At 70.8% G+C, this 23,147-nt stretch carries 27 protein-coding genes and 1 pseudogene; 11 read left to right on the plus strand and 17 right to left on the minus strand.

Annotated elements, in window-relative coordinates:
• The first annotated feature begins 34 nt into the window (after positions 1–34).
• Positions 35–241, plus strand: a complete 207-nt coding sequence (locus ACWEQO_RS14510; protein WP_452982788.1) for a hypothetical protein — start codon at positions 35–37, stop codon at positions 239–241.
• Between the two features lie 58 nt (positions 242–299).
• Here the strand turns inward: ACWEQO_RS14510 and ACWEQO_RS14515 are convergent, their stop codons facing one another.
• Positions 300–1,682, minus strand: a complete 1,383-nt coding sequence (locus ACWEQO_RS14515) for a glycine--tRNA ligase (protein WP_361447775.1) — start codon at positions 1,680–1,682, stop codon at positions 300–302.
• Between the two features lie 160 nt (positions 1,683–1,842).
• Here ACWEQO_RS14515 and ACWEQO_RS14520 point away from each other — a divergent pair, with 160 nt between their 5' ends.
• The 4 genes from ACWEQO_RS14520 (at position 1,843) to ACWEQO_RS14535 (ending at position 5,040) form a co-directional block, all read left to right on the plus strand.
• Complete coding sequence (locus ACWEQO_RS14520; RefSeq protein WP_452982791.1) at positions 1,843–2,826, plus strand: metal ABC transporter substrate-binding protein; 984 nt, start codon at positions 1,843–1,845, stop codon at positions 2,824–2,826.
• A 43-nt stretch (positions 2,827–2,869) separates the two neighbouring features.
• A complete protein-coding gene (locus ACWEQO_RS14525) occupies positions 2,870–3,640 on the plus strand; it encodes a metal ABC transporter ATP-binding protein (RefSeq protein WP_361447769.1) in 771 nt (256 codons plus the stop codon).
• Between the two features lie 3 nt (positions 3,641–3,643).
• Positions 3,644–4,546: a metal ABC transporter permease gene (locus tag ACWEQO_RS14530; RefSeq protein WP_452982795.1), complete on the plus strand. Its 903-nt coding sequence runs from the start codon at positions 3,644–3,646 to the stop codon at positions 4,544–4,546.
• 71 nt (positions 4,547–4,617) lie between these two features.
• Positions 4,618–5,040 (plus strand): Fur family transcriptional regulator, encoded by a 423-nt coding sequence (locus tag ACWEQO_RS14535; RefSeq protein ID WP_361447763.1) that lies wholly within the window; start codon positions 4,618–4,620, stop codon positions 5,038–5,040.
• 75 nt (positions 5,041–5,115) lie between these two features.
• Here ACWEQO_RS14535 and ACWEQO_RS14540 read toward each other — a convergent pair whose 3' ends face one another.
• The 4 genes from ACWEQO_RS14540 to ACWEQO_RS14555 form a co-directional block, all read right to left on the minus strand.
• Positions 5,116–5,961: an isoprenyl transferase gene (locus ACWEQO_RS14540; RefSeq protein WP_452982798.1), complete on the minus strand. Its 846-nt coding sequence runs from the start codon at positions 5,959–5,961 to the stop codon at positions 5,116–5,118.
• A 58-nt stretch (positions 5,962–6,019) separates the two neighbouring features.
• Positions 6,020–6,766 carry a DNA repair protein RecO gene (gene recO, locus ACWEQO_RS14545; RefSeq protein ID WP_452982801.1) on the minus strand — a complete coding sequence of 249 codons (747 nt, stop codon included), beginning with the start codon at positions 6,764–6,766 and terminating at the stop codon, positions 6,020–6,022.
• A 66-nt stretch (positions 6,767–6,832) separates the two neighbouring features.
• A complete protein-coding gene (locus ACWEQO_RS14550; RefSeq protein ID WP_361447754.1) occupies positions 6,833–7,048 on the minus strand; it encodes a hypothetical protein in 216 nt (71 codons plus the stop codon).
• A complete protein-coding gene (locus tag ACWEQO_RS14555) occupies positions 7,045–7,263 on the minus strand; it encodes a hypothetical protein (protein WP_452983039.1) in 219 nt (72 codons plus the stop codon). Before ACWEQO_RS14555 ends, ACWEQO_RS14550 begins: the two co-directional genes overlap by 4 nt.
• Positions 7,264–7,389: 126 nt before the next feature.
• On the opposite strand from ACWEQO_RS14555, the gene ACWEQO_RS14560 reads away from it, so the two are divergent.
• Positions 7,390–8,223 carry a helix-turn-helix domain-containing protein gene (locus ACWEQO_RS14560; protein ID WP_452982805.1) on the plus strand — a complete coding sequence of 278 codons (834 nt, stop codon included), beginning with the start codon at positions 7,390–7,392 and terminating at the stop codon, positions 8,221–8,223.
• The gene (locus ACWEQO_RS14565) at positions 8,205–8,495 is read left to right on the plus strand and encodes a DUF397 domain-containing protein (protein WP_361447749.1); all 291 of its coding nucleotides are present in this window, start codon (positions 8,205–8,207) and stop codon (positions 8,493–8,495) included. Before ACWEQO_RS14560 ends, ACWEQO_RS14565 begins: the two co-directional genes overlap by 19 nt.
• A 228-nt stretch (positions 8,496–8,723) precedes the next feature.
• Here ACWEQO_RS14565 and ACWEQO_RS14570 read toward each other — a convergent pair whose 3' ends face one another.
• On the minus strand, positions 8,724–9,269 hold the full coding sequence (locus ACWEQO_RS14570; protein ID WP_361447746.1) for a hypothetical protein: 546 nt from the start codon (positions 9,267–9,269) through the stop codon (positions 8,724–8,726).
• A gap of 302 nt (positions 9,270–9,571) precedes the next feature.
• Here ACWEQO_RS14570 and ACWEQO_RS14575 point away from each other — a divergent pair, with 302 nt between their 5' ends.
• Entirely contained in the window at positions 9,572–9,859 is a 288-nt protein-coding gene (locus tag ACWEQO_RS14575) for a hypothetical protein (protein ID WP_361447743.1), read from the plus strand.
• Positions 9,860–9,875: 16 nt separating this feature from the next.
• On the opposite strand, the pseudogene ACWEQO_RS14580 reads toward ACWEQO_RS14575, so the two are convergent.
• The 3 genes and pseudogenes from ACWEQO_RS14580 to leuA all read right to left on the minus strand — a co-directional run.
• Positions 9,876–9,959: pseudogene (locus tag ACWEQO_RS14580) on the minus strand (DNA-binding response regulator); the annotation flags it as partial.
• A 475-nt stretch (positions 9,960–10,434) separates the two neighbouring features.
• A complete protein-coding gene (locus ACWEQO_RS14585) occupies positions 10,435–11,133 on the minus strand; it encodes a TerB family tellurite resistance protein (protein ID WP_452982809.1) in 699 nt (232 codons plus the stop codon).
• Between the two features lie 184 nt (positions 11,134–11,317).
• The gene (gene leuA, locus ACWEQO_RS14590) at positions 11,318–13,039 is read right to left on the minus strand and encodes a 2-isopropylmalate synthase (RefSeq protein WP_452982812.1); all 1,722 of its coding nucleotides are present in this window, start codon (positions 13,037–13,039) and stop codon (positions 11,318–11,320) included.
• A gap of 339 nt (positions 13,040–13,378) precedes the next feature.
• Here leuA and ACWEQO_RS14595 point away from each other — a divergent pair, with 339 nt between their 5' ends.
• Genes ACWEQO_RS14595 through ACWEQO_RS14605 form a run of 3 tightly spaced genes read left to right on the plus strand, consistent with a single transcriptional unit; the run spans position 13,379 to position 16,106 of the window.
• Positions 13,379–14,449: a M4 family metallopeptidase gene (locus ACWEQO_RS14595; protein WP_361455868.1), complete on the plus strand. Its 1,071-nt coding sequence runs from the start codon at positions 13,379–13,381 to the stop codon at positions 14,447–14,449.
• A 21-nt stretch (positions 14,450–14,470) separates the two neighbouring features.
• Complete coding sequence (locus ACWEQO_RS14600) at positions 14,471–14,737, plus strand: protealysin inhibitor emfourin (protein WP_452982815.1); 267 nt, start codon at positions 14,471–14,473, stop codon at positions 14,735–14,737.
• 58 nt (positions 14,738–14,795) lie between these two features.
• Positions 14,796–16,106 (plus strand): GH1 family beta-glucosidase, encoded by a 1,311-nt coding sequence (locus ACWEQO_RS14605; RefSeq protein ID WP_452982818.1) that lies wholly within the window; start codon positions 14,796–14,798, stop codon positions 16,104–16,106.
• Positions 16,107–16,302: 196 nt separating this feature from the next.
• On the opposite strand, the gene era is transcribed toward ACWEQO_RS14605, so the two are convergent.
• The 8 genes from era to ACWEQO_RS14645 all read right to left on the minus strand — a co-directional run bounded on the left by era (position 16,303) and on the right by ACWEQO_RS14645 (position 23,054).
• Complete coding sequence (gene era / locus ACWEQO_RS14610; protein WP_361455877.1) at positions 16,303–17,256, minus strand: GTPase Era; 954 nt, start codon at positions 17,254–17,256, stop codon at positions 16,303–16,305.
• Positions 17,257–17,398: 142 nt separating this feature from the next.
• Positions 17,399–17,875 carry a hypothetical protein gene (locus ACWEQO_RS14615; RefSeq protein ID WP_361455880.1) on the minus strand — a complete coding sequence of 159 codons (477 nt, stop codon included), beginning with the start codon at positions 17,873–17,875 and terminating at the stop codon, positions 17,399–17,401.
• A gap of 207 nt (positions 17,876–18,082) precedes the next feature.
• Positions 18,083–18,436: a cytidine deaminase gene (locus tag ACWEQO_RS14620; protein WP_279336128.1), complete on the minus strand. Its 354-nt coding sequence runs from the start codon at positions 18,434–18,436 to the stop codon at positions 18,083–18,085.
• Between the two features lie 24 nt (positions 18,437–18,460).
• A complete protein-coding gene (locus tag ACWEQO_RS14625; protein WP_361455883.1) occupies positions 18,461–18,820 on the minus strand; it encodes an MmcQ/YjbR family DNA-binding protein in 360 nt (119 codons plus the stop codon).
• Positions 18,817–20,145, minus strand: a complete 1,329-nt coding sequence (locus ACWEQO_RS14630; protein WP_361455886.1) for a hemolysin family protein — start codon at positions 20,143–20,145, stop codon at positions 18,817–18,819. Before ACWEQO_RS14630 ends, ACWEQO_RS14625 begins: the two co-directional genes overlap by 4 nt.
• Entirely contained in the window at positions 20,142–20,639 is a 498-nt protein-coding gene (gene ybeY, locus ACWEQO_RS14635) for an rRNA maturation RNase YbeY (RefSeq protein WP_361455889.1), read from the minus strand. The genes ACWEQO_RS14630 and ybeY overlap by 4 nt, the downstream gene beginning before the upstream one ends.
• 12 nt (positions 20,640–20,651) lie before the next feature.
• Entirely contained in the window at positions 20,652–21,725 is a 1,074-nt protein-coding gene (locus tag ACWEQO_RS14640) for a PhoH family protein (protein WP_361455892.1), read from the minus strand.
• Positions 21,726–21,887: 162 nt separating this feature from the next.
• A complete protein-coding gene (locus ACWEQO_RS14645) occupies positions 21,888–23,054 on the minus strand; it encodes a carbohydrate kinase family protein (RefSeq protein ID WP_452983042.1) in 1,167 nt (388 codons plus the stop codon).
• Positions 23,055–23,147 lie beyond the last annotated feature (93 nt).

Raw genomic sequence — 23,147 nt, forward strand, 5'->3', positions numbered from 1 at the left:
CCGTTGACGTCGTCCTTGCTGCACACTCTGCGTCATGCCGCAGAGCGACACGAGCAAGGTCAGCCGCTGGGACCAGCACGGCCGGGAACACGTCGTACGGATACGGCGCACCGGGGTGCGGCGCACGATCAGCTGCGAGACGTGCGGCTGGCGCGGACGCGCCCCGTTCCTGCCCCGGCCGAAGGCGGAGGAACATCTGGCCCGGGCCCACCAGGCGACGGTGGACCCCACGCGAACGTGAACCGCCCCGGGCGGCGCGGGAGGCGCTGCCCGGGGCGGCTCAAGGGTTCGCTACGGCGTCAGCAGCCGATCAGGCGGCTCGCCAGGTAGCCCTCGATCTGGTCGAGGGAGACCCGCTCCTGCTTCATGGTGTCGCGCTCGCGCACCGTCACCGCGTTGTCCTCCAGGGTGTCGAAGTCGACCGTGACGCAGAACGGCGTACCGATCTCGTCCTGGCGGCGGTAGCGGCGGCCGATGGCGCCGGCGTCGTCGAACTCGATGTTCCAGTGCTGCCGCAGCGCCTGGGCGAGGCCCTTCGCCTTCGGCGACAGCTCCGCGTTGCGGGAGAGCGGGAGCACCGCGACCTTGACCGGGGCCAGGCGCGGGTCGAGGCGCAGCACCGTGCGCTTCTCCAGCTTGCCCTTGGCGTTGGGCGCCTCGTCCTCGACGTAGGCGTCGAGCAGGAAGGCGAGCATCGCCCGGCCGAGACCGGCCGCCGGCTCGATGACGTACGGCGTCCAGCGCTCCCCGGCCTCCTGGTCGAAGTAGGAGAGGTCCTGGCCAGATGCCTTGGAGTGGGCGCCGAGGTCGTAGTCGGTGCGGTTGGCGACGCCCTCCAGCTCGCCCCACTCGCTGCCGCCGAACTGGAAGCGGTACTCGATGTCAGCGGTGCGCTTGGAGTAGTGGGAGAGCTTCTCCTTCGGGTGCTCGTACCACCGCATGTTCTCCTCGCGCATGCCGAGGCCGGTGTACCAGTTCCAGCGCTGCTCCATCCAGTATTCCTGCCACTGCTCGTCCTCGCCCGGCTTGACGAAGAACTCCATCTCCATCTGCTCGAACTCGCGGGTGCGGAAGATGAAGTTGCCGGGCGTGATCTCGTTGCGGAAGGACTTGCCGATCTGGGCGATGCCGAACGGCGGCTTGCGGCGCGAAGCGGTCTGCACCTGGGCGAAGTTGGTGAAGATGCCCTGGGCGGTCTCGGGACGCAGGTAGGCGACCGAGCCGGAGTCCTGGGTCGGGCCGAGGTGGGTGGAGAGCAGACCCGAGAACTGCTTGGGCTCGGTGAACTGGCCCTTGTTGCCGCAGTTCGGGCAGTTGACGTCGGCGAGGCCGTTCTCGGGGGCGCGGCCCTTCTTCTCCTCGTACGCCTCCTCCAGGTGGTCCGCGCGGAACCGCTTGTGACAGGCGGTGCACTCGGTGAGCGGGTCGGTGAAGGTGGCGACGTGACCGGAGGCGACCCACACCTCGGGGGCCAGGATCACCGACGAGTCGATGCCGACCACGTCCTCACGCGAAGTCACCATGTAGCGCCACCACTGGCGCTTGAGGTTCTCCTTGAGCTCGACACCCAGCGGCCCGTAGTCCCAGGCGGCACGCTGGCCGCCGTAGATCTCACTGCAGGGGAATACGAAGCCTCGGCGCTTGCTCAGGCTGACGATGGTGTCGATCTTGTCGGCGGCCACAGTGCTCTCTTCATTACGACGTCGGGCGACGAAGCGAGATTGCTTCCAGCGAAGTTCCCAGGTTACCGGCGGGCCCTGCCCCTGGACCAATTAGGGCCTGCCACAAGCCTCTCACCCGGCTTGTTGACAACGGTTTCCATGTTAGTTGAAAATGGGAGTCATGAACGTACGACGACGCCTCATACCCGCGGCCGCGGTGACCGTGGTCACCGCGGCCGCCCTCGGCACCCTGTCCGCCTGCTCCTCCGGCAGCGGCGCGGCCGTCGGCAACACCGACAAGTTCGACGTCGTCGCCTCGTTCTATCCCATGGCGTTCCTCGCCGAGCAGATCGGCGGCGACCATGTGAACGTCACCAGTCTGACCCAGCCCGGCCAGGAGCCGCACGACCTGGAGATCAGCGCCAAGCAGACCGCGCAGCTCGAGGAGACCGACGCGGCGCTCTACCTCAAGGGCCTGCAGCCCACCGTCGACGAGGCCATCGGCCAGTCCGGGGTCCGGACGAAGATCGACGCGGCCACCCTGACCTCCCTCGACCACGCCGCCGGCGACCACGAGGACGAGCACGGCCACGAGGACGAGCACGGTCACGGCGCCGGGCACGGCCACGAGCACAGCCACGGCGGCCAGGACCCCCACGTCTGGCTCGACCCGGTCAAGTACGCCGAGGTCGCCGAGGGCGTCGGCAAGGCCTTCCAGAAGGCCGACCCCGACCACGCCGCCGACTACAGGAAGAACACCGAGGCCCTGGTCGACAGGCTGAACGACCTCGACGCCGAGTTCGCGGCCGGCCTCGAGCACCGGAAGACCGACGTCTTCGTCACCACCCACACCGCCTTCGGCCACCTCGCCGCGCGCTACGGCCTGACCGAGGAGGCCATCAACGGCCTCTCCCCGGAGGCCGAGCCCAGCGCGGCGCGCGTGAAGCAGCTCACCGAGACCGCCAAGGCCGACGGGGTGACCACCGTCTTCTACGAGACGCTGATCAGCGACCGGACCGCGAAGACCGTCGCCCGCGACGCCGGGCTCAAGACCGACGTCCTCGACCCGCTCGAGGGCATCACCGACAAGTCCCGCGGCGACGACTACTTCCAGGTCATGGAGTCCAACCTCCAGGCCCTGCGGACGGCGCTGGGCGCCAAGTGACCCACTCCGACCACCGGAAGGACACCGGCATGAGGACGGCAGCATGAGCACCGAGTCCGTCATATCCCTGCGCGGTGTCCACGCCGAGCTCGGTTCGCGCCCCGTGCTGCGCGGCATCGACCTCACCGTGCGCCGCGGTGAGGTGGTCGCCCTGCTCGGCGCCAACGGCTCCGGCAAGTCGACGGCCGTGCGCAGCGTCATCGGCCAGGTCCCGGCCGTCGCCGGCGAGGTCGAGCTGTTCGGCACCCCGCAGCGCCGGTTCCGCGACTGGGCGCGCGTGGGGTACGTACCGCAGCGCACCACGGCCGCGAGCGGCGTGCCCGCCACGCTGACCGAGGTCGTCTCCTCCGGCCGGCTCTCCCGCACCCGCTTCGGCGTGTTCCGCAAGGCCGACCGCGAGGCCGTGCACCGCGCCCTGGACCTGGTCGGCATGGCGGACCGGGCGAAGGACTCGGTGGACGCCCTCTCCGGCGGCCAGCACCAGCGGGTCCTGATCGCCCGCGCGCTCGCCGCCGAACCCGAGCTGCTGATCCTGGACGAACCGATGGCGGGCGTCGACCTGGCCAGCCAGGAAGTGCTCGCGAAGACGCTGCGCGAGCAGGTCGCCCAGGGCACCACCGTCCTGCTCGTCCTGCACGAACTGGGCCCGCTGGAGCCCCTGATCGACCGGGCGGTCGTGCTGCGCGACGGCTGCGTCGTGCACGACGGCCCGCCCCCGAAGGCGGTCGGCCAGCACGCCCTGCCCGGCCACGACCACGTACACCCGCACGCACCCGCGGGCGCCGAACCGATCCGCACGGGACTGCTGAGCTGATCCATGGAAATCCTGAACTATGCCTTCATGCAGCGGGCGCTGCTGGCGGCCGTCCTGGTCGGCGTCACCGCCCCCGCGGTCGGCATCTACCTCGTCCAGCGCCGCCAGGCCCTCATGGGCGACGGCATCGGGCACGTCGCGATGACCGGCGTCGGCCTCGGCTTCCTGCTCTCCTGGTCGCCGGTGTGGATGGCCGCCCTGGTCTCCGTCCTCGGCGCCGTCCTCATGGAGCTGATCCGCTGGTACGGCAGGACCCGCGGCGACATCGCCCTCGCCATGCTCTTCTACGGAGGCATGGCGGGCGGTGTCATGTTCATCAACCTCGCCCCGAGCGGCTCCAACGCGAACCTCACCTCGTACCTCTTCGGCTCCCTGTCGACGGTCTCCGAGTCCGACGTCATGGCCATCTCCCTGCTGGCCGCCTTCGTCGTGCTGGTCGCCCTCGGTCTGCGCCGCCAGTTGTTCGCGGTCAGCCAGGACGAGGAGTTCGCGCGGGTCACCGGCCTGCCGGTGCGGTTCCTGAACCTGCTCACCGCCGTCACGGCGGCGCTCACCGTCACCGTCGCGATGCGCGTGGTCGGCCTGCTGCTGGTGAGCGCGCTGATGGTGGTGCCCGTCGCCGCCGCCCAGGCGCTCAGCCGCAGCTTCGCCGCCACCTTCGCCATCGCCGTCGCCATCGGCGTGACGGTGACCATCGGCGGCACGGTCACCTCCTACTACCAGGACGTGCCGCCCGGCGCGACGATCGTGCTGCTGACGATCGCCGCGTTCCTCGTGCTGACCGCGCTGGCCACCCCGCTGGCCCGCCGCCGCGCCCGTGCCCTGGCCGCCGCACGGCCCGCCCCGGACCCCGCGGAATGCGCGGTCCCGGCCGGCAGGACCCCCACCGACCGGGCCGACGCCTGACTGCTCCCGGCCCCGATCTTCCCCGGACTGGCACAATGGCCGCGGCAGACTCGGACGTGAGGAGGAAACCGGTGACCACCGCTGGACCGCCCGTGAAGGGCCGCGCCACCAGGCAGCGGGCCGCTGTGGCGGCTGCGCTCCAGGATGTCGACGAGTTCCGCAGTGCGCAGGAACTGCACGACATGCTCAAGCACAAGGGCGACTCGGTGGGGCTCACCACGGTGTACCGCACCCTGCAGTCCCTCGCCGAGGCCGGCGAGGTCGACGTGCTGCGGACCGCCGAGGGTGAGTCCGTCTACCGCCGCTGCTCCACCGGCGAGCACCACCACCACCTGGTCTGCCGCACCTGCGGCAAGGCGGTCGAGGTAGAGGGCCCGGTCGTGGAGACCTGGGCGGAGGCCGTCGCCGCCGAACACGGCTTCGTCAACGTGGCCCACACGGTGGAGATCTTCGGCACCTGCGCGGAGTGCGCGGCGGCCGGCCACGACGACTGAGGTCGCGGGCGCGGGACACGGCGAAGGGCGCGGAGACGATCTCCGCGCCCTTCGCCGTGTCCGCGTCCGTCCCCGTTACCGCCCGCTCTCCTGCTGCCTGCCCTCCATGGCCAGCAGCTCCTCGTTCGGGATCGCCCCGCCGAAGCGCCGGTCGCGGGAGGCGAACTCCAGGCACGCCCGCCACAGGTCCCGGCGGTCGAAGTCCGGCCACAGGACGTCCTGGAAGACCATCTCCGCGTAGGCGCTCTGCCACAGCAGGTAGTTGGACGTACGCTGCTCACCGCTCGGCCGCAGGAACAGGTCCACGTCCGGCATGTCCGGGTAGTAGAGGTAGTTCTGCAGGGTCTTCTCGGTGATCTTGCCCGGGTCGAGGCGCCCCGCCTTCACGTCCTCGGCCATGGCCTGCGCCGCGTCGGCGATCTCGGCGCGGCCTCCGTAGTTCATGCAGAAGTAGAGCGTGAGCCGGTCGTTGTCCTTGGTCTGCTCCTGGGCGACCTGAAGCTCCTTGGCCACCGACTTCCACAGCTTGGGCATCCGGCCCACCCAGCGCACCCGGATCCCGAGTGCGTCGAGCTCGTCCCGGGACTTGCGGATGAAGTCCCGGTTGAAGTTCATCAGGAAGCGCACCTCGTCCGGCGAACGCTTCCAGTTCTCGGTGGAGAAGGCGTACAGCGAGATGGCGCCCACGCCCATCTCTATCCCGCCCTGGAGCACGTCCAGCACCCGCTCGGCGCCGACCTTGTGCCCCTCGGTGCGCGGCAGGCCCCGTTCCTTGGCCCAGCGGCCGTTGCCGTCCATGACGATCGCCACGTGCTTGGGGACCAGCTCGGCGGGGAACTTCGGGGGCCGCGCGCCGGAGGGGTGCGGTTCCGGCGTCTTGTACTCCCGGCGCTGACGCCCCAGGAACCCGCGTACGGCCATGTGCTTCCTCGTCTCCCTCTAGCTGGTACTGCTCTGTGGGTGCTGGTTGCTTCTCGGCTTACTTCTCGACGTACCGGAGTGAGCGCAGCCCGCGCTCGAGGTGCCAGTGCAGGTAGGCGGAGACCAGCCCGCTCCCCTCCCGGACGTGCCGCTCCTCGCACGCGTCCGCGGTCTCCCAGTCCCCCGTCAGCAGCGCGCCGAGCAGTTCCAGGGCCTCCGGCGAGGGTACGACGCTGCCCGGCACCCGGCAGTCGGTGCAGACGGAACCGCCGGACGCGACCGAGAAGAACCGGTTCGGTCCGGGCATCCCGCACCGTGCGCAGTCCCCGAAGCTCGGGGCGTAGCCGTTGACGGCGAGGGAGCGCAGCAGGAACGCGTCGAGGACGAGATGCGGCGCGTGCTCGCCGCGGGCGAGGGTCCTGAGGGCGCCCACGAGCAGCAGGTACTGCTGCACGGCCGGCTCGCCCTCGTTGTCGGTGAACCGCTCGGCGGTCTCGAGCATGGCCGTTCCGGCGGTGTAGCGGGCGTAGTCGGTGACGATCCCGCTGCCGTACGGCGCGATGGTCTCGCTCTGGGTGCACAGCGGGAGCCCGCGTCCGATCAGCTCGCTGCCCTTCGCGAAGAACTGCACGTCCACGTGCGAGAACGGTTCGAGGCGGGCGCCGAACTTGGACTTCGTCCGGCGCACACCTCTCGCCACGGCGCGTACCCGTCCGTGACCGCGTGTGAGCAACGTGATGATCCGGTCCGCTTCACCCAGCTTCTGGGTGCGCAGCACGATGCCGTCGTCGCGGAACAGACTCATGTCCCCATTCTCGCGCACGCCCGGGGCGCCCCATCACCTGCACCGTCCACATCCGTGTCACCCGGCTCACGGCCGCTCTCCCCGGCTGCGCGCGTTGGCGTACGCGGTCGCCGCGCGCAGCCGTTCGGCGGGGGTCGCCCGGCGCAGGGCGACCGGCTCGGCGTCCCACTCCCGGCCGCCGCCGTACGGTCTCAGCTGGACGTAGGGCCCCTCGTGCCCCATCACGACGCCGACCCGCTCGGTCCGGGTGTCCACGACGTACACGCCGACCGGCGGTTTCATCGTGCCGCCGCGGCCATCGTGGCCGCGATCCGCCGTGCGGTGTCCACGGAGCACCGCCCCAGGTCGACGAGCGGACAGGGCGCCTCCCGCGCAAGACTCACCGGGTCCAGCCCCAGTGACGGCAGGGTAATTCCGGCCTTCGCGAGTAACGCCCGCAATTCTTTCACCACTTCCTCCGCTTCTTCGACGCAGGGCGCCGAGTGCTGTGCCTTCACCCTGATCCCCTTCTTTTCGGCATTCACGCTTCCGCTCCTTAAGGTGCCCGCCGGAACCTACACTCGGAAGGGGGTTGCGGCCTACAAGTAACGGGCTGCGCAAAGGGCTTGAGAAAGGGGTCAGCAATGGCCAACGGTTCACGCCAGGCGGCATGGGAGTTCTTCGGAGCGGAGCTGAAGCGGCGCCGGGAGGAGTCGGGGTTCACGCAGGTGGAACTGGGTGCGCGGGTGTTCGTCTCCGGCGGCTACATCGGCCAATTCGAACAGGCCATCCGAAAACCCCAACTGGACGTGGCCCGACGAATCGACGACACACTGCAAACCGACGGCTTTTTCGAACGGCTGTGGCGCAAGCTCATCAAGGAACAGCGGTACGCCGAGTACTTTGCACATGCAGCAGAACTGGAGCGGATGGCAACGAGCATCTGCGACTGGGCGCCCGCAGTGGTCCCCGGCCTCCTCCAGACACTCGCGTATGCCAGGGCCATCTATGTGGCAAGCAATCCGCTCGCCACGGACGAATACATCGAGGAGATGGTCGGCCTCCGCATGAACCGCGTTCAGCTCCTCAAGGACGCCACCCGGCCGGTGTATTGGGCCGTCCTGCACGAGGCGGTACTGCGTGTACCGGTCGGCGGAGCCACGGTGATGGCCGAGCAACTCGATCACATCTCGGAGACGGCACGCAGCCGCAAGGCTCTGGTGCAGGTGGTCCCGTTCTCCGTCGGGGCGCATCCGCAGATGGGCAAGATGATGAGGCTCAAGGAGTTCGAGGACGCACCGCCGACCGCCTATACAGAGGGGGTGTTGTCAGGCAGTCTGCTGGACGATCCGGCGGTGGTGAGGAAAATCCGAGCGGATTACGATCTCCTCAGGGCTGCAGCTCTGTCACGGGAGGCGTCCCTGGCCATGATCGAGGCGGCGGCGGAGGACTACAGACGATGCGCGAGTACGACCTGACCAAAGCAGACTGGCGCAAGAGCAGCCACAGCGGCGGAAGCGGCGGCGAGGAATGCGTCGAAGTCGCCCACGACTTTCCCGGCGCCGCCCGCTGGCGCAAGAGCACCTACAGCGGCGGCAGCGGCGGCGAGTCCTGCCTCGAAGTCGCCGACGGCTTCCCCGGTGTCGTCCCCGTCCGGGACAGCAAGGTGGCCGACGGGCCCGTGCTGGTGGTCGGGGCGGTGGCCTGGACGGAGTTCATCGGCGCCGTCGGCGAGCGACGCCGCCGCTAGGACACGGTGGCCGCCGTCCCGGGGGCGGCGGCGAGTAGCAGACCTAACTCCACGAGGGCCCAGCCGAGGCGGGCCCGGAGGGCCCGGGAGCGTCCGACGGAGGCGGCGAGCCGGTACGCCCCGGCCTGCGCGCGGAGTTCGGTGCCGCGGAGGTGCAGCGCTCCGAAGAACCCGTTGCAACAAGTTCTCCGGAGGACGCCTCACCGAGGCCGTGCGGCCGCGAGTGGATCAATAGTTCCCGGTGGCGAGCGGTTCGCCGTCCTTGTCGTACACGGTGACCAGTCCGTTCTCGGATTCGTAGCACGACGTGAACGCCGAGGCGATCAACGTGCCCTCCCCCGTGTGCGGGCCGGTCAAGCCGCCGGAGAAGTCCGTGAAGACCTCGGCCGAGTCGAGGATGTCGTTGCGCTTGTCGGCGCCGGTCACCTTGGTGACGTGCTTCACGGCCTCCTTCTCCGTGGGCGTGCCGGACTCGGCGACACAGGTCCGGAACTCCTCGGCCTGACTCTTCGTCCCCTCCCCCGGTTCGCCCTTGGCGGGCTCCCCCTTCGCTTCTTCGGCCGCAACAGCACTGTCTTTCCTACTGGTGTCCGTGGAATCGGAGCCCCCGTTCATCACAGCTGCGGCGATGACGATCAGGCCGAGGATGCCGGCGCAGCCGAGGCCCATGACCTTGCCGAGGCTGCGCTTCTTCGGCGGCTGGGGCGCCGGAGCACCTGCCGACTGATGAGAGCCGTCCCATCCGGGCTGCTGCTGGGAGTGGTGCTGGTTCATGGGGTTCCCCTTGAGGTGGTTCACGTTTTCCGCGTGTACGACCTGTGAGGATGCTGAGCAGTTGTGCGCGAAGGGTTCAATTCACGCGTTTGCGGGTAGAGCCGTCGAAGCGTGCGAATTACGGTTACTGAAGCGGGCGCCACGGAGCGTCACCCCATCTCCCTTTCTCCACCGGGCTGTTGGTCCGACGTGAGGATGAACTGGCTATGACGCCGTTGGCGTGACGTTTCGGCGGGGGTACCACCGAGGTGGGCTCCGAGGCGGTCTCCTGTGAGGTAGACCGACATCCTTTGGAGATCCACGTGACCGCCTCCGCTTACGAGTTCGGCACCGACCACCGTGCCTTCGCCGACCCCTACGCCATCGACCGGAGCGGCTTCGGTGACTACCCGCTGACACCGCCGCGCCCGAGCGAGCGGCTGGACGTCGCCATCGACCCGCAGGACCGGCGCCGGCTGGAGCTGCACGCGGCTCTGACGGCGGCCGGCATCCCGCCGCGGCCCGAGGACCGCGAGGCCATCGACCGGCTCAGCGCCCTGCCCGGCAACATCAACAGCACGATCCAGCGCTGGCTGGCCCACGCCCTCTGAGCGGCCGTGGCGCCGGTCACGGTGTGCCCGGTGCCACCAGGCCCGACTCGTACGCCACGATGACCAGTTGGGCCCGGTCGCGGGCCGTCGGCTTGCCCATGTCCGTCTGGAGCGCGCCGTGCCCGTGTCCTCGTCTCCCCCATGCGACGAACTTCCTCCGCCCGGTCTGCCCGGAACGCTCCCCGGCCTCCCGGCGCGAAAGGACCGGCACATCCGGCGCGAGAGCGAGCCGGCCGGTGCTGCGGAGGGTGGCGCGGAGGTCGGGCTGCTCCCCGGGGAGTAGCGGGGAGTGCGCCGGGTCGGACTCCGGTGGAAGGCCTGCGCACGATACGCGCGTGCCGTGACCGTGCCTCTGGCGCCTCGAAGGTGTTCGAGGCGCCGGGCGGGCCGGGGGAGAGACATGGCGACGCTGTCCACGAGGGCGGCACTCTCGTCCGATGGCACCCGCGCCGATGACCACCACACGGCCTGTCACTCCACGCCCCGTGGAAATCGTCGTCGCACGGACCACCGGAACGGCCCCGCGTTTCGCCGGGAGGGGATCCCGCTCCCCTCCCGGAACCCTCTCGCGCCGCCTACGACGGCGTCCGGGCCGCCGTCAGCAGGCGGGTGACGTCGTCCGCGCGGATGGTGAGGGCGGCGCCCACGGTGGCCAGGGTGTCGCGCTCGGCCGGGGTGTAGGGGCCGTCGGCGAGGGCGATGCGGGCGCCGCCCAGGAGGACCGACTCGCGGCCCGGGGCGGCGAGGTGCGGGGCCAGCGGGTCGAGGGCCTCGTGGAGCTCTATGGCGAGGCCCGCCGTGCAGGGCTCGCCGGTGAAGCGGCCGGTGTCGGCGGCCAGCGCCTCGACGAGCTCGGCCAGCCGGTCCTCGGTGCAGTCGTCGAAGCCGGCCGCGCGGACGGCGGCGACGGCGGTCTCCAGGGACGCCCGCGAGCAGGTGCCCGCGGTCAGCACCGCGAGGGCGACGGTGTGCACGGCGTCGCGGAGCATCGCGGAGAAGCGGGTGGTGGTGGGGTGGTTCAGGACGTCGGTGCCGAAGTGGCACAGGCAGGCCGCGCACTCGACGACCGGGCCGGCCGGGCCGCGCGGCGCCACGGGCACGCCCAGGAGGGTGAAGCGGCGTTGTCCGGTCAGCCGCCGGTAGTTGCGGTCGCCGCCGCACCCGGGGCAGAAGAACTCCCCGTCGCCGACGGCCGTCCACGCGGTCCGGGTGCCCAGCAGCCGCGAGAGTCCGGTGGCAGCGGCACGGTCGTCGGGTCCCCGTCCTGGCAGCACGTCGCACCTCCACATCGCCCCGGCATCGTCGCCGCGCTTGCGTGATGTTAGCCACATCGGAGAGCCTTCGTCAGCATCTCGGACGAGACCTCTCCGTGACCTGTGCGGGGATTGGCCGGTAACCGACGGGGTCCCGCCCACCGGAAACGGCGGGCGGGACCCCGGGAACTCTCGGAGCGGCTGTTCAGCGGGCCGCCCGGTTGACGGCCGAGACGACCGCCTTCAGCGAGGCGCGCGTGGTGTTCGCGTCGATTCCGACGCCCCACAGGACCTTCTCGCCGATGGCGCACTCGATGTAGGAGGCGGCCTGCGCGGAGGCGCCCTCGCTCATCGTGTGCTCCTGGTAGTCGAGCAGGCGTACGTCGATGCCGATGGACTGCAGGGCCTCGAAGAACGCGGAGATCGGGCCGTTGCCGGTGCCGGTCAGCACGGTGGGCTCACCGTCGACGGTGGCCTCGACGGTGAGCGTGTCGACGCCGTCCCGGTCGGTGGTGGACTGGCCGTTCCTGACCTGGATGCGGCCCCAGGCGTTGTCCGGGTTGGGCAGGTACTCGTCCTGGAACACCGACCAGATGTCGGCCGGGGTGACCTCGCCGCCCTCGGCGTCCGTCTTGGCCTGGATGATCTTCGAGAACTCGATCTGCATGCGGCGCGGCAGGTCCAGCTTGTGGTCGTTCTTCAGGACGTAGGCGATACCGCCCTTGCCGGACTGCGAGTTCACGCGGATGACGGCCTCGTAGGAACGGCCGACGTCCTTGGGGTCGATGGGCAGGTACGGCACCGCCCACTCGATGTCGTCGACGGTGACGCCCTTGGCCTTGGCGTCGGCCTCCATGGCGTCGAAGCCCTTCTTGATGGCGTCCTGGTGGGAGCCGGAGAAGGACGTGTAGACCAGGTCGCCCACATAGGGGTGGCGCGGGTGGACCTCCATCTGGTTGCAGTACTCCCAGGTGCGACGGATCTCGTCGATGCCGGAGAAGTCGATCTGCGGGTCGACGCCCTGGGAGAACAGGTTCATGCCCAGGGTGACCAGGTCGACGTTGCCGGTGCGCTCTCCCTGCCCGAACAGGCAGCCTTCGACGCGGTCGGCGCCGGCCATCAGGGCCAGCTCGGCGGCGGCCACGGCCGTACCGCGGTCGTTGTGCGGGTGGACGGACAGGCAGACGTGCTCGCGGCGGGACAGGTGGCGGCCCATCCACTCGAAGCGGTCGGCGTGGGTGGAGGGGGTGGAGCGCTCGACGGTGGCCGGCAGGTTGAGGATGATCTCGCGGCCCGGGCCGGGCCGGTAGACGTCCATCACCGCCTCGCAGACCTCCAGCGCGAAGTCCAGCTCGGTGTCGGTGAAGATCTCGGGGCTGTACTGGTAGCCGAAGTGCGTCTCGGGGCCCAGCAGTTTCTCGGCGTACTCCACGACCAGGCGGGTGCCGTCGACGGCGATCTGCTTGATGTCGTCCTTGGAGCCGCGGAAGACGACCCGGCGGAAGACCGGCGCGGTGGCGTTGTACAGGTGCACCGTGGCGCGCTTGGCGCCCTTGAGGGACTCGACCGTCCGCTCGATCAGGTCCTCGCGGGCCTGGGTCAGCACGGAGATCGTGACGTCCTCGGGGATGGCGTCCGGGTCCTCGATGATGGAGCGCACGAAGTCGAAGTCGGTCTGGCCGGAGGCCGGGAAGCCGACCTCGATCTCCTTGTAGCCCATCGCGACCAGGAGGTCGAACATCGCGCGCTTGCGGGCGGGCGACATGGGGTCGATCAGGGCCTGGTTGCCGTCGCGCAGGTCGGTGGAGAGCCATCGGGGAGCGGTGGTGATCCGGTTGTCCGGCCACGTCCGGTCGGGGAGGTCGACCTGCTCGTAGCGGCCGTACTTGTGGATCGGCATGGAACTGGGCTGCTGGCGGTTGGCCATGGTGCGTGGGCTCCTCGAAGGTCCGCGGTGATCCGGGATGAGACCGGAAGGGACGGCCGACGGCGCAGCGCCGAACTCCGCGGGGAGGGAGTCGGCCTACTGCAGACCCTCACCGCGGCAGCTAAGGAGAAGCAGCCCGAAACGCATGATGCTGCGCAGCTTAACCGAGACACAGGCCCGTGCGAGCGTCTGTATCAGTATGCGGGACCAGAAGGGGAAACGGGACAAAAGGTGCGGCATACCACTTCCGGGCGCCCGATCGCGGGAGTCCGCCGCACTTTTCATCCATCATGGTTGCGGAGGGTGACACGACCGTCACGTGGTGCGAAGGTGCCGGGCATGACCACCAACGGGGGCTTCGAGCCCGTCTTCTGCACCATCGTTCCGCCGCACGTCCTCGACCGGCTCGCGCAGGCCGAGGACCCCGCACTCGCCGGACCCGCCCGCCGCACCCTTCAGCGCGACGCCTACGAGCGCACCCAGCGCCGTCTGACCACGGTCGTCGGCGCCGCCCCCGTCGCCCCGCTCGCCGGGGCCGAGTCCGGCAAGCCGCACCGCACCGTCCACGACGCCCGGCACCGCACGAAGCTGCCGGGGGCGGTGGCCCGCCGGGAGGGCGAGGAGCCCGGCAAGGACGCCACCGTCAACCGCGCCTACGCGGGCCTCGGCGCCACCTTCGAACTCCTCCTCAAGGCGTTCTCCCGCGACTCGATCGACGGCGCCGGGCTGCCGCTGGTCGCGACCGTGCACTACGACCGGGACTACAACAACGCCTTCTGGAACGGCGACCAGATGGTCTTCGGCGACGGGGACGGGGAGATCTTCCTCGACTTCACCCTCCCCGTCGACGTCATCGGCCACGAACTCGCGCACGGCGTCACCCAGTACACCGCCAACCTGGACTACTTCGGCCAGTCCGGCGCGCTCAACGAGTCGGTGTCGGACGTCTTCGGCGCCCTGATCAAGCAGTACACGCTCGGCCAGACCGCCGACGAGGCGGACTGGCTGATCGGCGCGGGGCTGCTCGCCCCCCGGGTCACCGGCACGGCGCTGCGCTCCATGAAGGAGCCGGGCACCGCGTACGACGACGACGTCCTCGGCAAGGACCCGCAGCCCTCGACGATGGACGACTACGTCCGCACCGGCCGCGACAACGGCGGGGTCCACATCAACTCCGGCATCCCCAACCACGCCTTCTACCTCGCCGCCACCACCCTCGGCGGGCACTCCTGGGAGCGGGCGGGGCAGGTCTGGTACGACGTGCTGACCGGCGGCGAGCTGTCGCAGGACGCGCAGTTCACGGACTTCGCGACGCTGACGGTGAAGGCGGCGCGGGCCCGGTTCGGGGAGGGCGAGGAGCTGCGGGCGGTGTCGAAGGCATGGGAGCGGGTGGGGGTGCGGACGCTGTAGTTCCGTACTAGACACGGACCCATGCGCATCCAGGTGACACGCACCGGCGGATTCGCCGGTGTCGAGCGGCGGGCCGAGGTGGACACCTCGGGACGGGCCGACGCGCCCGAGTGGCACGCCCTGGCCGAGGAGGCCCTGGCCGCGGGCCGGGGCACGCCCCCGGCCGGGGTGCCGGACGGCTTCGGCTACCGGATCACGGTGGACGGGAGGACCGTGTACTGCGCGGACCCCCGGCTGACCGAGGAACAGCGCGCGCTGATCCGCAGAGTGCTCAAGGAGGGTGCGTAACCACCGTTGCCCGCAAGGGCGTTGACTTGGGCCGTGGTCGGTGCGGATGATCCGTGCCATGGCGACGACGAACCCGATCCCCCGCTTCCCGGACGGCTTCCTGTGGGGCGTGTCGACCTCGGCGCACCAGATCGAGGGCGCGGTGGAGGAACGCGAGCCGTCCGTGTGGGACGAGTTCAGCGCCGAGCCGGGACGGGTGCGGGACGGCTCGACGGCGGCGGTGGCCTGCGACCACGTCCACCGCCACGGCGAGGACGTGGCGCTGCTGGCCGGGCTGGGGGTGGACGCGTACCGCTTCTCGGTCTCCTGGCCGCGGGTGCGGGCGAAGGGCGGCCTGGACTTCTACGACCGGCTGGTCGACGACCTGTGCGCCGCGGGCGTGCGACCGGTGCCGACGCTGTTCCACTGGGATCTGCCGGCCGGGGCGGACTGGCTGGAGCGGAGCACCGCGGAGCGTTTCGCGCAGTACGTGTCCGAGGTCGCCGACCGGCTCGGCGACCGTGTGGCGCGCTGGATCACCCTCAACGAGCCCGCCGAACACACCCTGCTGGGCCATGCGCTGGGCGTCCACGCCCCTGGCCGGAAGCTTCTCCTCGACGCGCTGCCGGCGGCCCACCACCAGCTCCTCGCACACGGGCTGGCGGTACGCGCGCTGCGCGCGGCCGGCGCCGGTGACATCGGCATCGCCAACTCCCACGGCCCGGTCTGGTCGGCCGGCCCCGACCCGGCGGACGTGGCGGCGGCGGACTTCTACGACACGCTCCTGAACCGCCTGTTCGCCGACCCGGTACTGCTCGGCCGCTATCCGGACGGCCTCGGCGAACTGATGCCGGGCGACGTCGAGGCGGACCTGGGGATCATCGGGGAGCCGGTCGACTGGTACGGCGTCAACTACTACGCGCCGACCCGGGTGGGCGCTCCGCAGGGCACCGAGACCGAGTTCGGCGGTGTCCGCATGCCGGCCGAACTCCCCTTCTCGGTGAGGGAGATCGAGGGGTATCCGGTGACGGACTTCGGCTGGCCGGTGGTCCCCGAGGCCCTGACGGAACTCCTCACCACCTTCCACGCCCGCTACGGCGACCGGCTCCCCCCGGTCCTCATCACCGAGAACGGCTGCTCCTACGAGGGCGTCGACGACCAGGCCCGCATCGTCTACCTCGACGGCCATGTCCGCGCCCTGCACCGGGCGGTGGAGGCGGGCGTGGACGTGCGCGGCTACTTCGTGTGGTCCCTGCTGGACAACTTCGAGTGGGCGGAGGGCTACACCCGCCGCTTCGGCCTGGTCCACGTGGACTTCGAGACCCTCGAACGCACCCCGAAGGCGTCCTACGGCTGGTTCCGGGAGCTGCTGCGCGAGCAGCGCCGGTGAGCCCCCGCCCGCGTCAGAACCCCGGTCGCCGCGGCCGCTTCGGATCCCGCTGCCGGTCCCTGGCGACCTCGACGTGCAGGTCGAGGCCGCATCGGCCTGCACCCCGCCGCGCGGCGGGGCGCCGAGGAACACCTCGACCTGCCGGCACGACGTGCTGCCGACGCCCCTCGGCCGCTCACCGGAACACCCGCCCGCGTCAGAACCCCAGTCGCCGCAGCTGCTTCGGATCCCGCTGCCAGTCCTTCGCCACCTTGACGTGCAGGTCGAGGAAGACGGGGGTGCCGAGGAGGGCCTCGATCTGCTGGCGGGACTTGATGCCGACGTCCTTGAGGCGTTTGCCCTTGGGGCCGATGACGATGCCCTTCTGGCTGGTGCGCTCGATGTAGAGGTAGGCGTGGATGTCGAGGAGGGGCTTGTCGGCGGGGCGGTCCTCGCGGGGCAGCATCTCCTCCACGACCACGGCGATGGAGTGGGGCAGCTCGTCGCGGACGCCCTCCAGGGCGGCCTCGCGGATCAGCTCCGCCACCATGACCTGCTCGGGCTCGTCCGTCAGGTCGCCCTCGGGGTAGAGGGCGGGGCCCTCGGGCATCAGCGGGATCAGCAGGTCGGCCAGCAGGTCGACCTGCTTGTCCGTGGTCGCCGACACCGGGACGATCTCCGCCCAGGTGATGCCCAGCTCCTGGCCCAGCCGGTCGACGGCGATGAGCTGCTCGGCCAGGGTCTTGCTGTCCACCAGGTCGGTTTTGGTGACGATGGCGACCTTGGGGGTCTTCTTGATCCCGGCGAGTTCCTTGGCGATGAAGCGGTCACCGGGGCCGAGCTTCTGGTCCGCGGGAAGGCAGAAGCCGATCACGTCGACCTCGGCCCAGGTGGTGCGGACCACGTCGTTCAGCCGCTCGCCGAGCAGTGTGCGCGGCTTGTGCAGGCCGGGGGTGTCGACGAGGATCAGCTGCGCCTCGGGGCGGTGGACGATGCCGCGCACGGTGTGCCGGGTCGTCTGCGGCCGGTTGGAGGTGATCGCCACCTTCTGTCCGACCAGAGCGTTCGTGAGGGTGGACTTGCCCGCGTTGGGGCGGCCCACGAAGCAGGCGAAGCCGGCCCGGTGGACAGCTTCGGCGGGCTGCTCGGATGACTGGGTACGAACACTCATGCCGCCCATTCTCCCTGATCCCCAAGACCCCTCCGTACCACCCGCCCGCACCGGTCCGGACACCCCACCGGTCCGGACACCCGACGGGGCGCCCGGACCGTTGAGGACTGGGGAGTGGGACCCGGGGAGTGGCGGCCGGGGATCAGTCGAAGACGAACGGGCCCGGCGCCTGCGGTCCGGTGGCCGTGCAGGTGATGGTGATGAAGCCGAACGCGGTCACCTTCAGCGTGCCGCCGAACGCCTCCAGGCTGTCGCCGGACGCCACGGTGCCGGAGAGCGGGCCGACCTCGAGGGCGGCCCCGGTCGCCATGGCCGGGTTCTTGGTGCCCTTGAAGACGGCGGTGCCACCGCCGGCCTTGACCAGGGTGAGCTGCGAGACGAGCGAGTCCTTGCTGATCGCGAGGGGCGCGGTGACCGCGGAGGTGTTGATGGTGACGGTGGCGGACGTGCCGCTCTGGGTGGCCGTGAGGGTGGCGGCGCCACCGCCCCAGCTTCCGCAGTCGGCGTTGAGGGTCGCCGTCCCGGGGGCGACGGCGGCGGCGGAGGGGGCGAAGGCGAGCCCGCAGGTCGCCACGGCGGCGACCAGGAACGCGCCGGTGCCGGTTCGTGTGCCTCTCATGGAGTCCGGTTCCCTTTCCGTGGGGGGGGAGTGCTCGGGCAGGGGGGAGCGGTGACGCTGCACGAGACGAAGGGATCCGGCGGGCCTGGTCGGACGGCCCGCCGGAGACAACGGTTCCATTGATGCGCGGGGGGCGAGACGGCGACAAGGTGGAAATCCGGCCTATTTACCGCCGGTAACACCTGTGGGGGGGCATCCCGTGGGGGATCACCCCGCGGCGAGGGTCTCCCGGACCGTCCCGTCCGGGCCGGCCAGCAGCACCGGGGTCCCGGGGCCGCCGAGGTCCCGTACCGCCGCGAGGTCCGCGGCCGGCACCGACTCCTCCGTCGTCACCACGGCCGCCGCCTCCAGCGACTTCGCCCCGGACGCCACCGCCATCGCCACCGCCGTCTGCAGGGCGGTCAGCCGCAGGGAGTCCAGGGCCACGGTCCCCGCGACATAGGTCCGCCCGTTCTCGTCCCGTACGGCGGCCCCTTCGGGCACACCGTTGCGGGCCCGCGCGGAACGGGCCAGGGTGATGATCTTGTGGTCCTCGGGGTCGAGCGCGCTGCTGTCGGTCATGGACCCGAGCATACGGAGCCCGGCTCAGGGGCGGTCGAGGCGGAGCCGCTCCGCGCGCGGCAGCCCGGCGACGACCAGGTCGTAGGAGTCCTCGACCTGCTCCCGGACCAGCCCGTCGGGAAGCTCGCCGTCGACGGTCACCGTGTTCCAGTGCCGCTTGTTGAGGTGCCACCCCGGGACGATCAGGCCGGGGTGCTCGGCGCGGAGCCGGACCGCGTCCTCCGGGTCGCACTTGAGGCTGACCGTCAGGGGCCGCGCGTCCAGGGCGGTCAGCGCGAAGACCTTGCCCAGCACCTTGAAGACCGAGGTCTCCGGGCCGAACGGGAAGTCCTCCACCGCGGCCTCGAAGGAGAGGCAGAGGCCGCGCAGGTCCTGTGGGGTCATCGCGTCGGCTCCTCCTCGACCCGGGACGGGTCCACCGGCTCCCCCGGGTCTCCCGGCGCCACCGGCTCCACCAGCACGGTGACGATCTTGTTGCGGCGGCCGGCCGCCGCCTCCGCCGTCAGCCGCAGCCGGCGCTCGTCGGGCAGGCCGACCACGGCGGACGCGCCCGCGATCGGCACCCGGCCGAGCAGCTTGGCGAGCAGTCCGCCGACGGTCTCCACGTCCTCGTCGTCGTACTCCTCCAGGCCGTACAGTTCGCCGAGGTCGGTGATGTCGAGACGGGCGGTGACCCGGTAGCGGTCCTCGCCCAGCTCCTCCACCGGCGCGATCTCCCGGTCGTACTCGTCGGTGATCTCGCCGACGATCTCCTCGAGGATGTCCTCGATGGTGACGATGCCGGCGGTGCCGCCGTACTCGTCGATGACGACGGCGACGTGGTTGCGGTCCTTCTGCATCTCGCGCAGCAGATCGCCGGCGTTCTTGGTGTCGGGCACGAAGAAGGCGGGCCGCATCGCCGTGGAGACCAGTTCGCTCTCCGCGTCCCGGCTGATGTGCGTCTTGCGGGCCAGGTCCTTCAGGTACACGATGCCGACGATGTCGTCCTCGCTCTCGCCGGTCACCGGCATCCGGGAGAAACCGGAGCGCAGGGCGAGGGTGAGGCTCTGGCGGATGGTCTTGTAGCGCTCGACCATCACCAGGTCCGTCCGCGGGACCATGACCTCACGGACCAGGGTGTCCCCCAGTTCGAAGACCGAGTGCACCATGCGGCGCTCCTCGTCCTCGATCAGCGACTCCTGCTCCGCGAGGTCGACCAGCGCGCGCAGTTCCGCCTCGGAGGCGAAGGGGCCGCGCCGGAAGCCCTTGCCGGGGGTGAGCGCGTTGCCGATGAGGATCAGCAGGGACGGGATCGGCCCCATGATCCTGGCCAGCGGCAGCAGCACGTACGCCGCCACCGTGGCCGTGTTCATCGGGTGCTGGCGGCCGATGGTGCGCGGGGAGACCCCGACGGCCACGTACGAGACGAGGACCATGACCGCGATGGCGATCAGCAGCGCCTCGGCGGTGCCGTCGAACTGCCTCAGGCAGGCGTAGGTGACCAGTGCGGCGGCGGCCATCTCGCAGCCGACGCGGACCAGCAGCGCCACGTTGAGGTAGCGGGTGGGGTCGGCGGCGAGCTTCGCGAGCCCGGCGCTGCCCCGGCGGCCGGAGCGCACGGCCTCCTCGGCGCGGAAGCCGGAGACGCGCGCGATGCCCGTCTCCGCGCAGGCGAACAGCCAGGCGACGACGATCAGGGCGACCGCGCCGAGGACGAGTCCGGGACTCATGACACGGTCGGGGCGGGGGACGGGCCGGTCATCCCCTTCTCCGCGCGCCAGCCGTCCACGATGGCGGCCTGCAGGCCGAACATCTCGGCCTTCTCGTCGGGTTCCTCGTGGTCGTAGCCCAGCAGGTGCAGCACACCGTGGACGGTGAGGAGTTGCAGCTCCTCGTCCATGGTGTGCCGCGTCGGCGCCTCGGCGCCCTGCCGGGCGGCGACCTCGGGGCACAGCACGATGTCGCCGAGCAGGCCCTGCGGGGGCTCGTCGCCGTCCTTGGACGGCGGCCGCAACTCGTCCATCGGGAACGACATCACGTCCGTCGGGCCGGGCAGGTCCATCCACTGGATGTGGAGCTGTTCCATCGCCGCGGAGTCCACGACGATCACCGAGAGCTCGGAGAGCGGGTGGATGCGCATCCGGGTGAGCGCGTAGCGGGCGATGTCGAGGATCGCCTGCTCGTCGACCTCGGTTCCGGACTCGTTGTTGACGTCGATCGACATCTGCTGTTCGGTCTACTTCCCCTTGTGCCCGGACTTGCCCCGGCCGCCGTTCTTGTGCGTGCCGTTCTGGGTGCCGTGCTCGCTGTCGTACTGCTCGTACGCGTCGACGATACGGCCCACCAGCCGGTGGCGTACGACGTCGTGCGACGACAGCCGGGAGAAGTGGACGTCCTCGACGCCCTCCAGGATGTCCTGCACCTGGCGCAGGCCGGACTTGGTCCCGCTCGGCAGGTCGACCTGGGTGACGTCACCCGTGATCACTATCTTCGAGTCGAAGCCGAGCCGGGTGAGGAACATCTTCATCTGCTCGGGGCTGGTGTTCTGCGCCTCGTCCAGGATGATGAAGGCGTCGTTGAGCGTCCGGCCGCGCATGTACGCCAGCGGGGCGACCTCGATGGTGCCCGCCGCCATCAGGCGCGGGATGGAGTCGGGGTCGAGCATGTCGTGCAGGGCGTCGTAGAGCGGACGCAGGTACGGGTCGATCTTCTCGTAGAGGGTGCCGGGCAAAAAGCCCAGGCGCTCTCCGGCCTCGACCGCGGGGCGGGTCAGGATGATGCGGTTGACCTGCTTGGACTGCAGGGCCTGCACCGCCTTGGCCATGGCGAGGTAGGTCTTGCCGGTACCGGCGGGACCGATGCCGAAGACGACGGTGTGCTTGTCGATCGCGTCCACGTAGCGCTTCTGGTTGAGCGTCTTGGGGCGGATCGTGCGGCCGCGCGAGGACAGGATGTTCTGCGTGAGCACCTGGGCCGGGGTCTCCTGGCCGTCGCTCTCCCCGTTCTCGCTCGCCTTCAGCATGGCGATCGAGCGTTCCACCGCGTCCTCCGTCATCGGCTGCCCGGTGCGCAGCACCAGCATCATCTCGTCGAAAACGCGCGAGACGAGGGCCACTTCGGCGGCATCGCCGACCGCGCTGATCTCATTGCCCCGGACGTGGATGTCGGCCCCCGGGAAGGCCTTCTCGATCACGCGCAGCAGGGAGTCGCCGGAACCCAGCACGGTCACCATGGGGTGTTTGGCCGGGACGGTGAACTGCACTCTCGCCTGTTCCTGCGCGGAGGTCTGAGCTGTGGGTGTCTGAGTCATGGGCCGGCGCTGAAGGCCTGCGATTCCTCCTCGTCAGGGCCGCGCAGCTGAGGGCGGCCTCGCGTCTCCCAGGGTACGACGCGGCGGTGACAACACCGTAGGCCTTTTCCCCGCGGGGTGGTTGCGGACGGGTGGGGGCCGGGTGAAGGGCGGGGGCGGAGGTCAGGCGGACCGGCCGAAGCCGATGGTGGGGACCGCCCTGCGCAGGGGCCAGGGGCGGACCAGGCCGTCGGGGATCAGGTCCGCGAGGAACGCGTACCGGCTCAGGGCGGCCGGGTCCTGGCCCTCGACGGACTGGACCTCGCGCCACCAGGCCGCGACCTCCGACCAGCCGGGCGCCGACAGGGAGCCGCCGAACTCCTGGACGGAGAGGGCCGCGGTCAGGCCGGCGAAGCCGAGGCGGTCGGCGAGCGGCCAGCCGGCCAGGCTGCCGGTGACGAAGCCCGCCACGAAGACGTCCCCCGCGCCGGTCGGGTCGAGGGCCTCGACGGCGATGGCGGGCACCTCGGCGCTCTCCCCGGTGCGCCGGTCCACGGCGTACGCCCCGTCCGCGCCGAGGGTGACCACCGCGACCGGCACGTGCTCGGTGAGGGCGTGCGCGGCGGCGCGGGGGCAGTCGGTGCCGGTGTAGCGCATGGCCTCCTCGGCGTTCGGCAGGAACGCCTCGCAGTGCCGCAGGTCGGGCAGTGCGGCGAGGTCCCACCGGCCGGTGTCGTCCCAGCCGACGTCGCCGAAGATCCTGGTCCCCTGCCGCGCGGCGTGGGCGATCCAGCGCTCGCTGCGGCCCGGGGCGAGGGAGGCGACCGCGCCCCGCGCGCGGGGCGGGCGGGGCGACAGGTGCGCGCCGGGCGGGGGCAGCTTGCCGCTGCTGGAGGCCGGCCGGTGGGAGGGCTCCTCCGGGGGCGGTTCGTGGCCGTGGGTGACCATGGTGCGCTCCCCCTCGTAGGCCATGGAGACGGTGACCGGGGAGTGCCAGCCGGGCACGGTGCGCGACGCGGAGAGGTCGATGGCCTCGCCCTGCTCCAGGGCGTCCCAGCAGTACTCCCCGTAGTGGTCGTCGCCGAAGGCGGCCGCGAGGGAGGTGCGCAGGCCGAGGCGGGCGAGGGCGGTGGCCATGTTGGCGACGCCGCCGGGGCTCGACCCCATCCCGCGCGCCCAGGACTCGGTCCCGCGCACCGGGGCGGAGTCGAGCCCGGTGAAGACGATGTCGAGGAAGACGGTGCCGGTGAGGTAGACGTCCCAGGGCGGGTCGTCGGGTGTGCGCAGCGCGGCGAGCGGGTCGACGTGGGGCGCGCCGTGCGCCCCCGCCGGGGTCCCGCCGTGGCTGATGACGCCCCGCGTGGTGCTGTCGGTGACTGCCTCTCCGAATGACGTGGTGGACGCCTTCACGATGCGCTCCCTGGCCTGGTGCGGTTCCGGCCA

The sequence above is a fragment of the Streptomyces sp. NPDC004051 genome, from assembly GCF_053604275.1.

Coding starts and splice junctions, on each gene's coding strand:
- ACWEQO_RS14510 (WP_452982788.1), top strand. CDS start 35: ATGCCGCAGAGCGACACGAGCAAGGTCAGCCGCTGGGACCAGCACGGC.
- ACWEQO_RS14520 (WP_452982791.1), top strand. CDS start 1,843: ATGAACGTACGACGACGCCTCATACCCGCGGCCGCGGTGACCGTGGTC.
- ACWEQO_RS14525 (WP_361447769.1), top strand. CDS start 2,870: ATGAGCACCGAGTCCGTCATATCCCTGCGCGGTGTCCACGCCGAGCTC.
- ACWEQO_RS14530 (WP_452982795.1), top strand. CDS start 3,644: ATGGAAATCCTGAACTATGCCTTCATGCAGCGGGCGCTGCTGGCGGCC.
- ACWEQO_RS14540 (WP_452982798.1), bottom strand. CDS start 5,961: ATGGCCGTACGCGGGTTCCTGGGGCGTCAGCGCCGGGAGTACAAGACG.
- recO (WP_452982801.1), bottom strand. CDS start 6,766: ATGAGTCTGTTCCGCGACGACGGCATCGTGCTGCGCACCCAGAAGCTG.
- ACWEQO_RS14550 (WP_361447754.1), bottom strand. CDS start 7,048: ATGAAACCGCCGGTCGGCGTGTACGTCGTGGACACCCGGACCGAGCGG.
- ACWEQO_RS14560 (WP_452982805.1), top strand. CDS start 7,390: ATGGCCAACGGTTCACGCCAGGCGGCATGGGAGTTCTTCGGAGCGGAG.
- ACWEQO_RS14565 (WP_361447749.1), top strand. CDS start 8,205: ATGCGCGAGTACGACCTGACCAAAGCAGACTGGCGCAAGAGCAGCCAC.
- ACWEQO_RS14570 (WP_361447746.1), bottom strand. CDS start 9,269: ATGAACCAGCACCACTCCCAGCAGCAGCCCGGATGGGACGGCTCTCAT.
- leuA (WP_452982812.1), bottom strand. CDS start 13,039: ATGGCCAACCGCCAGCAGCCCAGTTCCATGCCGATCCACAAGTACGGC.
- ACWEQO_RS14595 (WP_361455868.1), top strand. CDS start 13,379: ATGACCACCAACGGGGGCTTCGAGCCCGTCTTCTGCACCATCGTTCCG.
- ACWEQO_RS14600 (WP_452982815.1), top strand. CDS start 14,471: ATGCGCATCCAGGTGACACGCACCGGCGGATTCGCCGGTGTCGAGCGG.
- ACWEQO_RS14605 (WP_452982818.1), top strand. CDS start 14,796: ATGGCGACGACGAACCCGATCCCCCGCTTCCCGGACGGCTTCCTGTGG.
- era (WP_361455877.1), bottom strand. CDS start 17,256: ATGAGTGTTCGTACCCAGTCATCCGAGCAGCCCGCCGAAGCTGTCCAC.
- ACWEQO_RS14615 (WP_361455880.1), bottom strand. CDS start 17,875: ATGAGAGGCACACGAACCGGCACCGGCGCGTTCCTGGTCGCCGCCGTG.
- ACWEQO_RS14620 (WP_279336128.1), bottom strand. CDS start 18,436: ATGACCGACAGCAGCGCGCTCGACCCCGAGGACCACAAGATCATCACC.
- ACWEQO_RS14625 (WP_361455883.1), bottom strand. CDS start 18,820: ATGACCCCACAGGACCTGCGCGGCCTCTGCCTCTCCTTCGAGGCCGCG.
- ACWEQO_RS14630 (WP_361455886.1), bottom strand. CDS start 20,145: ATGAGTCCCGGACTCGTCCTCGGCGCGGTCGCCCTGATCGTCGTCGCC.
- ybeY (WP_361455889.1), bottom strand. CDS start 20,639: ATGTCGATCGACGTCAACAACGAGTCCGGAACCGAGGTCGACGAGCAG.
- ACWEQO_RS14640 (WP_361455892.1), bottom strand. CDS start 21,725: ATGACTCAGACACCCACAGCTCAGACCTCCGCGCAGGAACAGGCGAGA.